Annotated in this window: 13 protein-coding genes; 3 read left to right on the top strand and 10 right to left on the bottom strand. The window is 38.1% G+C overall.

Going from position 1 to position 12,449, the window contains the following annotated elements:
- Nucleotides 1-64: 64 nt before the first annotated feature.
- The 5 genes from infC to fzlA all read right to left on the bottom strand — a co-directional run bounded on the left by infC (nucleotide 65) and on the right by fzlA (nucleotide 5,526).
- A complete protein-coding gene (gene infC, locus COMX_RS00970) occupies nucleotides 65-604 on the bottom strand; it encodes a translation initiation factor IF-3 (protein ID WP_034336023.1) in 540 nt (179 codons plus the stop codon).
- Between the two features lie 140 nt (nucleotides 605-744).
- Complete coding sequence (gene thrS, locus COMX_RS00965) at nucleotides 745-2,712, bottom strand: threonine--tRNA ligase (RefSeq protein WP_034336020.1); 1,968 nt, start codon at nucleotides 2,710-2,712, stop codon at nucleotides 745-747.
- Between the two features lie 54 nt (nucleotides 2,713-2,766).
- Nucleotides 2,767-3,678, bottom strand: a complete 912-nt coding sequence (locus COMX_RS00960) for a glycosyltransferase family 9 protein (RefSeq protein ID WP_034336017.1) — start codon at nucleotides 3,676-3,678, stop codon at nucleotides 2,767-2,769.
- Complete coding sequence (locus COMX_RS00955) at nucleotides 3,675-4,841, bottom strand: glycosyltransferase family 4 protein (protein WP_034336014.1); 1,167 nt, start codon at nucleotides 4,839-4,841, stop codon at nucleotides 3,675-3,677. Before COMX_RS00955 ends, COMX_RS00960 begins: the two co-directional genes overlap by 4 nt.
- A 16-nt stretch (nucleotides 4,842-4,857) precedes the next feature.
- Nucleotides 4,858-5,526, bottom strand: coding sequence for an FtsZ-binding protein FzlA (gene fzlA / locus COMX_RS00950; RefSeq protein ID WP_034336011.1), 669 nt, complete (start codon nucleotides 5,524-5,526; stop codon nucleotides 4,858-4,860).
- Nucleotides 5,527-5,825: 299 nt separating this feature from the next.
- Here fzlA and minC point away from each other — a divergent pair, with 299 nt between their 5' ends.
- The 3 genes from minC to minE all read left to right on the top strand — a co-directional run bounded on the left by minC (nucleotide 5,826) and on the right by minE (nucleotide 7,697).
- On the top strand, nucleotides 5,826-6,533 hold the full coding sequence (gene minC / locus COMX_RS00945) for a septum site-determining protein MinC (RefSeq protein WP_034336009.1): 708 nt from the start codon (nucleotides 5,826-5,828) through the stop codon (nucleotides 6,531-6,533).
- An 88-nt stretch (nucleotides 6,534-6,621) separates the two neighbouring features.
- Nucleotides 6,622-7,437 carry a septum site-determining protein MinD gene (gene minD / locus COMX_RS00940; protein ID WP_034336007.1) on the top strand — a complete coding sequence of 272 codons (816 nt, stop codon included), beginning with the start codon at nucleotides 6,622-6,624 and terminating at the stop codon, nucleotides 7,435-7,437.
- The gene (minE, locus tag COMX_RS00935) at nucleotides 7,434-7,697 is read left to right on the top strand and encodes a cell division topological specificity factor MinE (RefSeq protein ID WP_034336004.1); all 264 of its coding nucleotides are present in this window, start codon (nucleotides 7,434-7,436) and stop codon (nucleotides 7,695-7,697) included. Before minD ends, minE begins: the two co-directional genes overlap by 4 nt.
- An 87-nt stretch (nucleotides 7,698-7,784) precedes the next feature.
- Here the strand turns inward: minE and COMX_RS00930 are convergent, their stop codons facing one another.
- The 5 genes from COMX_RS00930 to COMX_RS00910 form a co-directional block, all read right to left on the bottom strand.
- Entirely contained in the window at nucleotides 7,785-9,482 is a 1,698-nt protein-coding gene (locus tag COMX_RS00930; RefSeq protein ID WP_034336002.1) for an alpha-keto acid decarboxylase family protein, read from the bottom strand.
- Between the two features lie 132 nt (nucleotides 9,483-9,614).
- Nucleotides 9,615-10,055 (bottom strand): SufE family protein, encoded by a 441-nt coding sequence (locus tag COMX_RS00925; protein WP_034335999.1) that lies wholly within the window; start codon nucleotides 10,053-10,055, stop codon nucleotides 9,615-9,617.
- 37 nt (nucleotides 10,056-10,092) lie between these two features.
- Complete coding sequence (gene hslU / locus COMX_RS00920) at nucleotides 10,093-11,421, bottom strand: ATP-dependent protease ATPase subunit HslU (protein WP_034335997.1); 1,329 nt, start codon at nucleotides 11,419-11,421, stop codon at nucleotides 10,093-10,095.
- Nucleotides 11,422-11,426: 5 nt separating this feature from the next.
- Nucleotides 11,427-12,005: an ATP-dependent protease subunit HslV gene (gene hslV, locus COMX_RS00915; RefSeq protein WP_034335995.1), complete on the bottom strand. Its 579-nt coding sequence runs from the start codon at nucleotides 12,003-12,005 to the stop codon at nucleotides 11,427-11,429.
- A gap of 45 nt (nucleotides 12,006-12,050) precedes the next feature.
- Complete coding sequence (locus tag COMX_RS00910; protein WP_034335993.1) at nucleotides 12,051-12,443, bottom strand: response regulator; 393 nt, start codon at nucleotides 12,441-12,443, stop codon at nucleotides 12,051-12,053.
- Nucleotides 12,444-12,449: the final 6 nt, after the last annotated feature.

Here is a 12,449-nt window from a genome sequence, read left to right as displayed (position 1 = left end):
GAGGATTTTTTATAAATTTAATTATAATAAAAAAGGTATGTAATCTCTTACATACCTTATCTTTTTAACGTGGCGCTAAAACCATAATCATTTGGCGATTTTCAAGTTTTGGCAATTGTTCTACCTTAGTTTCGGCTTCCAAATCCAAACGAAAACGTTCTAAAAGTTGAACACCTAACTCTTGGTGAGCCATTTCTCGACCACGGAAACGAAGCGTTAACTTAACTTTATCACCACCGGCAAGAAAACGCTTTGCAGCATTTAATTTAACCATGTAGTCATTTTGATCAATATTTGGACGAACTTTTAATTCTTTGATCTCAATGACTTTTTGTTTTTTACGCGCTTCATTTTTCTTTTTTTGTTGTTCATATTTGAACTTACCGTAATCAAGAATCTTTGCTACGGGAGGCTCTGCATTCGGGCTAACCTCTAAAAGGCTTAACCCAACTGCATGAGCCATTTTCAAAGCTTCACGTGTCGCAACAATGCCTAACATTTCGCCTTCAGCACCAACAAGACGAACCTGAGGTGCACGAATTTCCTCATCAACAAGCGGACCTTCGCGGTTTGTCGTGGGAGGTGTCGATGTCTTTACTACTATGGTTACTTTTCCTTCTAATAATTTACCTTAGAAAGACATAACTTTATTTTGCAATAAATGCACATATATTCTGTATGATACTCTTTCTAAAGGTATATAAACTGTTTGATTCTTAGTATAATCTATTTTTATTAAACGATCTAGCCTTCACAATGAAGATTTAATTTTTGTTTTGCAACAGGAACACGATTATGATCTGGAGGAGTTGCTTCTTTGGTTAAAATCTCTACCGCTTCATCTAGATCAAGCACCTCTTGTGCTGCGCCACCCAGCCTGCGAATAGCAACTTTTCGTTCTTCAACTTCTTTACGCCCAACGACCAAAATAGCAGGAACATGTTGCAAACTATGTTCACGAATTTTTGCGTTTATTTTTTCATTTCTGGCATCAAGCTCTACGTTTATGCCTGTTGCTCGCAATAAATCCACGACCTCTTGCGCATATTCTTCAGCATCATTAACGATAGTTGCAACCACGACTTGAACTGGTGCTAACCATAGTGGAAAAGAACCCGCATACTGCTCAATTAAAATCCCCAAGAATCGTTCAAATGAGCCAACAATAGCACGGTGTAACATCACAGGACGGTGTCTGGCACTATCTTCACCAATATAAGATGCTTTTAAACGCTCTGGTAATACATAATCAACTTGCAATGTACCACATTGCCAATCACGACCAATGGCATCTCTAAGTACAAATTCGAGTTTAGGACCATAAAAAGCCCCTTCACCCTGATTAAGCTCGAATTCAACACCAACTTGTTTACAAGCATCCTTTAAGCTGTTTTCAGCCTTATCCCAAGTTGCATCATCTCCTGCACGAACATCAGGACGATCAGAAAATTTTACACGGAAACTCTCAAATCCAAGGTCTTTATATACTTCAGAAAGCATATGAACAAATAAAGCTGTTTCAGAAGTAATCTGATCTTCACTACAAAAAATATGCGCATCATCTTGAACAAAAGAACGCACCCGCATAATACCATGTAAAGCACCCGAAGGTTCATAACGATGACACGCGCCAAATTCAGCCATACGTAGAGGTAGTTCACGATAAGAACGTAACGTATGATTAAAAATCTGAATATGACAAGGACAATTCATAGGTTTTAACGCATAAGTACGATCTTCATCTTCAACAGAGGCAATAAACATATTTTCTCTGAATTTTTCCCAATGCCCAGAGGCTTCCCACAAGGAACGATCAACCAGCTGAGGCGTACGAACTTCAACATATCCATATCGACGTTGCGTGCGTTGGATATAATTTTGTAAAGTAGTATAAAGTTGCCATCCTTTAGGATGCCAAAAAATTGAACCCGCGGCCTCGTCTTGCAAGTGAAACAAGTCCATTTCTTTACCAATACGACGATGATCGCGACGTGCTGCCTCTTCTAGTTGCGTTAAATGCGCATCCAGCTCTTTTTTATCCCGCCAAGCTGTTCCATAAATACGAGATAACATCGCATTTTTAGAATCCCCACGCCAATAAGCACCTGCAACTTTGGTCAACTTGAACGCATTCCCAACATCAGCTGTTGTACGCATATGTGGGCCACGACATAAATCTAACCAAGGGCCTTGTTGATACACTGAAATTGTTTCAGTTTCTGGCAAATCACGAATAAGTTCTGCTTTATAATGTTCACCAATTTTTTCAAAATATTGAATCGCTTCATCGCGAGGCATGACTTTGCGGATAAAAGCTTCGTTGCGTGTCACGATTTCATGCATACGACGTTCTATTTTTTCTAAATCCTCTGGCTTAAAAGGCTCATCTCGTGCAAAATCATAATAAAATCCATTCTCAATTGCAGGGCCAATCGTGACTTGTGTTCCAGGATAAATTTCTTGAACTGCCTGAGCCAAAATATGAGCAGTATCATGACGAATCAGTTCTAGTGCTTCTTCGTCTTTTCTAGTAATAAATTTAACGGTTGAATCCTCGGTAATGGCCACAGATAAATCAACCAACTTACCATTCACTTCCATCGCCAAAGCTGCTTTGGCCAGCCCCGCCCCAATAGATTGTGCGATCGTCAAGCCTGTTACTGGTCCATCATATTCTCGGATAGAACCATCAGGCAAAGTAATAGAAAGCATAATCAAATCTCCAGAACAAAAAAATTCAAATCTTTATCTCAAAACAACAAGAAATTAATGAACCCACTTCAGCGCTTGCGCAACCTTTTTTACAGAAAGATCCTTTAAATTTTCTTTATATATTATTTTTACATCACGTCCACGCGGGGCAGTTAATAGAGGATCACTGCCAGATGAAAACAAAACCACACTGGGACACCCCACCATAGCCCCTAAATGCATCGGACCTGTATCATTTCCCAGTGCAAATTTTGCCTTTTTCATAATAGCACTCAACTCTAACAAAGTTGTTTGTCCAATTAAACTAATTATTTGTGGACACTGCTTTTTGATGCTCTCAACAAGCGCTTGCTCAGCATGACTGCCTACAACAACAGGTTGAATACTCTGATCAACACAAAGTTTGGCAATTTCTCCATAATATTCAACAGGCCATCGCTTTTCAGGTCGTTTAATAGAACAACCAGGAACCAAAATCGCATAAGGTTTATGAATAGAACCAGTCTCTGCCGCTAACCATGATAAATCAGGTTCAGGAAAATCAGTAATTCCTGCCCTTTGTAACTGATCTTTTTGACGGTCAATTGTATGCATCTCGTTACGATTAGGGTTATCATGTGGATGAGATGAACCCTTAGCAATGCCGGACCATCGTGGTTTTCCTGCTAATTTAAAGTATTGACTGGAACGTCCAGAGGTTTGCAAATCATAAACAAAATCAAACCCTTGCAATTTTTTTTGCAATTTTAATCGACCCACAATATTAAATTTATGTGGCTTATCATCAACAATTACAGAGTTAAACCAAGGACTATGCTGTGCTAGCTCGACAAAAGGCGCTGTGGTTAATAATGTAATCTCATCTTGTGCATGATATTGACGAATAGCGGCAAAAGGATAAAAACTTTGTATAAAATCTCCCAAAGCACCTAATCTGATCACCAAAATTTTCGATGTTCTATTCATAGTAGCATTAATTGTTTTGTTTCAGGCAGGATCTCATTATAAACTTTTAATGTTGCTTGTTGCATTTGCTCAAGCGTATAATGCTCTTGCACATCCTCTCTGGCAAGCCTTCCTACCCATTTTAAATCAGCTTCTGATTGTTCCATCAATTGCTGTAATAAATCAGCCAAAGCATCTGAATTTCCAGGTTCAAAAACATATCCTGTTTTACCATCTATGACCGTTTCAGCAGCCCCACCATGATTAGCCACGACTACAGGTTTTTCCATCGCCTGAGCTTCGATCACAACGCGACCAAAAGGTTCAGGCTTTAAAGAAGGCACAACGACAATATTAGCCAATGTCAAAGCTGCGGGCATATCTTGACAATTGCCGACAAAATATAAACGATCTCTAACTTTTAATTGTTCTGCTAATAACATAAGCTTTTGAGTAAACTGATCTTTGACCTTCGACGGCCCAACAAAAACACAAATCCAATCTTGATGCTCTGAACCAATCTTAGCCATCGCACGCACCAGCAATTCATGTCCCTTCCAAGCTGTTAGACGCCCTGGCAATAAAATAATTTTTTTACTTTCAGGAATTCTCCATCTCTGAGCAATATCAGCGACTCTGTCCCCTAAAAGATGCTCTGGATCAAAAGATTTTAAATCAACACCACGAGGAATAACACGCAATATCTGTTCTTTTACTTCATAGTTATTTTTCAATCGTTCAGCAATATAATGACTAATCGCAATCACACGCTCACCCTTGGTCATAACTTGATTATACCAGCGTTTCCCTCTCCAAGTTTCACTGAATACACCATGCCAAGTTGTGATGAAATGAACTATTGATTTTCTTGCTGCCAACCAAGCAGACCATGCTGGCGCTCTGGAACGTACATGCACGATATCAACATGATAATCCTTAATTACTTTTTCCAAAGCAAATTGATTTTTCCAAATCACCCAAGGTTTTTTTGAGTTTAAAGGCAGATTAATATAAACCGCACCCATGCGTTCTAATGCATTTTTCCAAATACCGTCGGCACTTGCGACAATAGCCACTCCACCTGCATTAATAATTGCCTGCGCCATTTCAACAGTGCCACGCTCTACACCCCCAGTCCCCAAGGCCGGCAACACTTGCAAAATAACAGGTTTTTCAGACTTCATACCCTCATCCAAATGATTAGAAATCTAGATCAGCATAATATTTCGGAGGAATAACACCACTTACTCGATCATTTAACAAAGAACGGAAACTAGGGCGGGATTTAATACGTGCGTACCAATCTTTGACCAAAGGATTCTTGTCCCAATTTACATCCCCAATATAATCCAATGCAGATAGATGCGCAGCAGCTGCAAAGTCGGCCATAGATAAATTATTTCCTGCCAACCACACTCTATTTTCAGTTAGTTCAGCAATATAATTAAGGTGTGTTTTGATATTCTCATAACCTTCTCTTAACGCTTGTGCATTCGGGTTATTATTACCAAAAAAACGTTTAAAGGTTTTTTCATATAAAAGATTGTGCGTAACTTCGCGCGAAAATTTATCATCAAACCAAGCTGTTAAACGCCGCACCTCAACTCGCTCGGCAAGCGTTCGTCCCATCAATGAGGTGTCAGGGTAAGCTTCTTCTAAATATTCACAGATTGCATAAGAATCAGGAATAGTTAATCCTGTTTCCTCTACCAGAACGGGCACCATTCCAGCAGGATTAATCGCAAGAAATTCTGGTCTTCTTTTCCACACCGTCTCTGTCATTAATTCAAAAGACAACCGTTTTTCTGCCATAATTAGGCGAATTTTTCGACTAAACGGACAAAGAGGCAGATGATACAACATACGCATATAAATTAGCCATTTTTTCTATAAAATCATAAACGAATGAAAATATAACATTGAACTTTTAAATTTAACAGCTTTATCACCATTACATTCAATATCCTATGAAATATTGCTAAAAAACAATTTATAATATCAAACTTTTCCAAAAAACACTATTTTTTAAAATTTGGAAAATAATAGATATTTAAGTGACAAAAAAAGATAAAATGGATATTAAAATCAATTTTTAATTTTCATCCTAAATAAAACATTATAAGTTAATCTGATCTTTCTTTCTGCTTGTATAATAGGAAATATTATTCGTGCCGGACACCTCTCCCTCTCTTCCCAAAATACGTATTAGAGGCCGCTCTTTCTTGGCCTTAGTTCTCTCTCCAGAAGGCTCTTTGTCTGACTGGTTATCAAGCTTGGACCAACAACTCAAAAGCTCTTCTTTCTTTTTCTTGGGTAAGCCTGTTATTGTTAATCTTGAACTTCTCTCTGGAAATGAAGAAGGGTTGGATGAACTTCATACTGCTTTAACTCAAAGGAATATTCAAGTAATTTGCGTCGAAGGCGGATCATCCACATGGGACGCTCTTCAAAATTGGCCAAAAACTTTTATTTTCGGTAATGGAAAACATATCGATAATTTAGATATGCCTGCTAATCCTCTACCTTCAAACGCACCGACCCCATGTCTTATTGTTGATGAGCCTGTCAGATCTGGTCAAAGTATCCTTTTCCCCGAAGGAGACGTCATTATCACTAATTCTGTTGCCTCTGGTGCTGAGATCGTCGCCGGGGGATCTATTCACGTATATGGGGCATTAAGAGGCCGAGCCATTGCAGGGATTAGTGGTCAACCCAAAGCCAGAATTTTTGCTTATCAACTTGAGGCAGAACTAATGGCAATTGATGGATTTTACATGACCGCAGAAGAAGTCGACGATCATTTAAGCATGAAAGCAGCACAAGTCTACTTAGATCATGATGTTATGACTGTAACTCCTTTAATAAAAATAAAATAATAATGGGTAAATCCCTTTCTAAATCTCTAGCATTGCTACATAATATCAAGTAATAATTTTCTAACTGGTAAGAATTAAAGGAAATAATATGGCAAAGGTAATCGTTGTTACCTCTGGAAAAGGCGGGGTTGGTAAAACAACATCAACAGCTGCGATTGGGGCAGCCTTGGCGCAAACAGGACAAAGTGTTGTTGTGATTGATTTTGATGTTGGACTTCGAAATCTGGACCTCGTTATGGGGGCTGAACGGCGTGTAGTTTTTGACTTTGTAAACGTCATTCAAGGTGAAGCAGCATTATCCCAAGCATTGATCAAAGATAAACGTGTTGAAAACCTTTATATTCTTGCCGCTTCACAAACCAGAGACAAAGATGCCTTAACCGAAGATGGTGTCGAAAAAGTTATTACCGAACTTAAAGAAAAATTCGATTGGATTATCTGTGATAGCCCTGCTGGAATCGAACGCGGCGCAAAGATGGCTATGCATTTCGCCGATGAAGCCATTATTATTACGAATCCAGAAGTATCATCTGTACGCGATAGTGATCGTATAATTGGTATCTTAGACAGTACCACTGACAAAGCACAAAAAGGTGAAAAAATACCAAAACATCTTTTAATAACTCGTTATGCAGCTAGCCGAGCATCTCGTGGCGATATGCTAAATACAGATGATATTCTTGAAATTCTCTCAATTCCCTTGATTGGCATCATCCCAGAAAGTGAGGATGTTTTAAAAGCCTCAAATCTTGGCTCTCCTATTACATTATCTTCCCCTAATTCTGCCGCAGCTCGCGCATATACTGAGGCCGTAAAACGTTTGCAAGGGGACAAAATTGAAGTAACCGTTCCTACCGATAAAAAAGGATTCTTTAACTGGTTACTTGGAAGGAATGGATCATGAGTTTTTTTTCAAATTTGTTTACTAAGAAAAATTCTGCCCCTGTTGCCAAAGATCGCTTACAAATCCTACTTGCACATGAGCGGTCTTCCAGAAATTCAAATTCAGATTTGTTACAAAAATTACAAAAAGAAATTATGGAAGTCATTCAAAAACATATTTCTATTGATCAAGAAAAAATTCAGATCAAAGTCGATAGAGGTAATGATTTCTCTACATTAGAAATCGATATCGAAGTTCCTCAACAAGAAAATATTACTTAAAATAAATATTTTTGTTAAATTAGCGTATAAAAAAACCAGTAAATAAATTATTTACTGGTTTTTTAATTTATATTTTATATAAATAGCTTAATCATCTATCTTTTTATCAAGCTCTCTTAGACCCCTTGGGCCATAATTAAAAGCCGCCACCATATTAGCAGAAGATTGAACCGCTTTGGGAATATCCAAAGGATCAAACATAATTTCAATCAAACGCAATTGATCTGGCACTTTTTCAGCTTCATTTAATGCCTTTTCCAAATCATCTTCAGTGTTAACTTGGCGGGCAAAATATTCTTTTCCATCACTAAATGCATCAAATAACTGACGATAGTTCCAGTTCGGAATATCATTATATTTAGCATGAAAGCCCATAATGGCGCGCTCAATCGTATAACCTCTATTATTAATCAAGAAAATAATTGGCTTAAGATCGTGTTCAAAAAATGAAGATACTTCTTGAGCAGTTAATTGAAATGAACCATCCCCAATGAAAATCATTTGTCTACGGTCTGGCTGTGCCAATGAAGATCCAAAGAGTGCTGGCAAAGAATATCCAATAGAAAGCCATAAAGGTTGACTGATAATCGTAATACCAGAAGGCATATCTAAAATCTTAACCCCACGCATAGAAGTTCCAGCTTCAGTTACGACAACATCATGAGGCTTAATGAATTTTTCCACACGTTCCCAAAAGCGATTTTGAATAAGTTTTTCATCTTTTTTGGCTACCCAAGAATTACCCGTTTTAGCTGTCTTTGGTTTCCAGTTTTGATATTTTCTAGGAGGTTTTATCTCAGATAAACGATTTAGTAACTCAATCGCAGAAACACCTTCAAAAACTTGATGGCCTATGATCGTTCTAAATGGACGAATATCAATCATATTCTCTGGGATTTTTTGGGTAAAATAACTGGAATTACTATCTGTAAATTTGACATTTAATCCAAATAAACAATCTGATTCCTCAATCGCAGCTTTAACTAAATCAGAAGATGAATGTCCACTATATCCACCAATCCACTGAGGATGGTCACCGTCTAATACACATTGTGCTGCAGATGTTGTTGCAAAAGGTATCTGCAAATTTTCAATCATAGATTGAGTAGCATCATGCAACCCAAATCGATCTAACGCCATTCCAAGTAACGCAGAAGGATTTTGTGCTTTGGCAAGCTTTTCTTCTATACACGCAACAACAGCATTTAGTTGCTGAGCATCACTCGTTTGCTGGCGCAATGAAAGCTTTTCATTGTAAACATCAATTTCAAAAAACGTAATATCAGAAGGAATTTGCAGATAAACAGGGCGTTTTTTACGAACACAAGCACGTAACACACGATCAATTTCTTCTACTGCATTTTGAGGTGCAATCCTTGCTTGTGCCACCGTAAAAGATCGATAACAGCTCATAACATCTTCAAAGTTACCTTCTGCGGTTGTATGATGCAAAAAACGACGTCGATACATACTATTTAATGGAGGTGCACCTGTTATACAAACAATAGGAACATATTCAGCATAAGCACCTGCTATCGCATTAATTGCACTAAGATCTCCAACCCCATAGGTCGTTAGTAATGCTGAAATTCCATTTAATCTAGAATATCCATCCGCAGCATAACCACCATTAAGCTCATTACGAGTACCTACGAAATTAATATCTTTTCTTTTTTCTGCTTGAATTAAAAGTTGAAGATTATAATCTCCTGGAACACCAAGGATATCTTTAACACCAATTTGAGACAATCTGTCGAGTAGAAAATCTCCTATAGTCCGTTTCATATGTAGCCTCTCTATATTTTTTCTTTATAATCAAAGAAAAAGTTGATTTTGTTTATTTTTACTCTGCTCTTAAAATAAAACAAAATCACAATTCCGCGCTTATACGGATAAAAAAAACATCTATAAATAAAATTATAAGTAACTTTGTGCAATTCCTTGAATTGCTTTGACCATTGACGCAACCCCATTACTGCGATTAGCAGATAACGCCCCAGCCAAGCCCAAATCTTTGATAAAAATGGGGTCAATCTTTAAAATCTCATGATAAGATCGCCCAGAATAAATTCTGAGCAACAACGCTACCAATCCTTTTACAATCGCAGCATCAGAGCTGCCTGCAAAAAAAAGATTTCCTTCTTTTTCACAAAAATTAAGCCAAACCTGACTTTGGCAACCAACGACACGAAACTCATCATTCTGCCATTCTTGAGGGAACACTGGCAGCTTTTCCCCTAAATCTATCAAGTAACGATAACGCTGCATCCAGTCATCGAATAATTCCAATTCATCTCGAATAACTTCAATAGCTTCGGATGCACTCTGCTCTAGAGGAACAATAAAAGGGTCAGACATTCATAAATCTCGTGTGGTCCAGGTCAAAATTACAGGATTACAGAATAAAGCGACTAAGGTCACTTTTATTTGCTAATGAGGCTACACGCTCTTGAACATCATCACGCGTAATTTCAATTGCTTCCCCAGGTCTTTCAGAAGCTGTAAAAGAAACTTCTTCTAACAATCTTTCCATTACCGTTGCCAAACGACGTGCACCAATATTTTCAACCCGCTCATTAATATCCGTAGCCAGTTGGGCAATTGCATCAACCGCATCTTCGGTAAAGGTTAATTTTACCCCTTCGGTTTCCATCAAAGCTATATATTGCTTTAACAAAGAATGTTCGGGTTCAGTTAAGATACGACGCATATCTTCACATGTTAAAGCTGCAAGCTCAACACGAATAGGCAAACGCCCTTGTAATTCAGGTAATAAGTCAGAAGGTTTTGCTAAATGAAAAGCACCAGACGCAATGAATAAAATATGATCTGTTTTCACTAATCCATATTTCGTAGAAACGGTAGTCCCTTCAATCAAAGGAAGCAAATCACGTTGCACCCCTTCACGAGATACATCCGCTCCCCCTCGTCCGCCACCACCTTCATAAGAACGTGCACAAACTTTATCGATTTCATCTAAAAAGACGATACCATGATTTTGAGTACGATTAATAGCTTCTTGTACCAATGCATCATTATCTAAAAGCTTATCTGATTCTTCACGGATTAATGCTTCTCTAGCTTTGGAAACCGTTAACTTACGAGATTTTTCAGATTTATTCATCAACCCTTTCATCATATCGGAAAAGTTAATGACTTGAGCTGAAGGCATACCTGGAATATCAAATTGATTTACAGATGAAGAAACATCAGTAAGACTGATTTCAATTTCCTTGCCCTCTAACTCACCATTTAATAGCATCTGCATAAATTTATTTTTAGTTTCCGCAGATGCACTTTCTCCAACCAATGCAATCACTAAGCGCTCATTCGCTGCATCTTTAGCTTTTTCTTTGACATCACGACGTTTAATATCGCGTAACATAATCAATGAAGCCTCAACCAAGTCACGTACGATGCTTTCTACGTCACGGCCAACATAGCCAACTTCTGTAAACTTTGTTGCTTCAACTTTTAAGAATGGTGCCTGAGATAAACGCGCCAAACGACGTGCAACTTCAGTTTTACCACATCCCGTTGGGCCAATCATCAAGATATTCTTGGGAACGACTTCCTCACGAATACTATCAGACAATTTTGCACGCCTCCAGCGATTACGAAGGGCAATCGATACGGCGCGTTTAGCATCATTCTGACCGACAATATAACGGTCTAGTTCTGCAACAATCTCTTTAGGAGAATAGGTAGGAATAGTATCACTCATAATTATTAACCTTTGGCTGACAATGTCTCTACGGTAAGGGAGGAATTTGTATATATACAAATTTCACCTGCAATTGCCATCGCACGTCGTGCTGTTTCTTCAGATGTTAATCCATCAACACCTAATAAAGCACGTGCTGCAGCCAGCGCATAATTTCCACCTGAACCAATGGCGACAACACCATCCTCTGGTTCCAATACATCCCCATTACCTGTTAAAGTATAAGAGTGCAAATGATCAGCAACCAATAACATAGCTTCTAATCGACGCAAATAACGATCCGTACGCCAATCTTGTGCCAATTCCACACAAGCACGTTCCAGCTGATTAGGATAACGTTCTAATTTTTTCTCAAGTCTCTCTAATAAAGTAAATGCATCTGCTGTAGCCCCTGCAAATCCTGCAAGGATATTACCACCAGATCCTATTCTTCTAACTTTTTTTGCATTTCCTTTGACGACGGTATGTCCCAAGGTTACTTGGCCGTCACCTGCCATCGTGACATGACCATCACGACGAACACATAAAATCGTTGTCCCATGCCACTGTATCGGATCATGTGAAGGTGAATTATGATTTTGCATTTATATCAAATAGCCTTTTTATTAAATAAATATAATACCTTTTTATTATCTTGTAACGAGCTCTTCAACCCTACTTGTCAAAGCACCCAAAGAAAAAGGTTTCGTAATAAGTTTTATATTATCATCCGTTGGTAATTGACCAACACCATGAGCATATCCTGTAATAAATAATATAGATAAATTAGGCCACATTTTCCGTGCCGTTTTGGCCAAATCATTTCCATTAATACCAGGAAGACCAATATCTGTAAGTAATAAATCTATATTATTTTGCTGGCCATTTATCTCTTGCAACAAAGTTAATGCTGCTTGACCGTCCTCTGCAACTAGCACATTAAACTGCATTTCGCTCAGTAATTCAACTAATAATGGACGTAAAACAGAATCGTCCTCTACCACTAAAATTAATTTTTTGATTTTATCTTCTTCTTCATTCATGATGTT

This window comes from Commensalibacter papalotli (ex Servin-Garciduenas et al. 2014) (assembly GCF_000527695.1).
Classification (GTDB): Bacteria; Pseudomonadota; Alphaproteobacteria; order Acetobacterales; family Acetobacteraceae; genus Commensalibacter; species Commensalibacter papalotli.
This window is presented reverse-complemented; position numbering and strand designations above follow the sequence as displayed.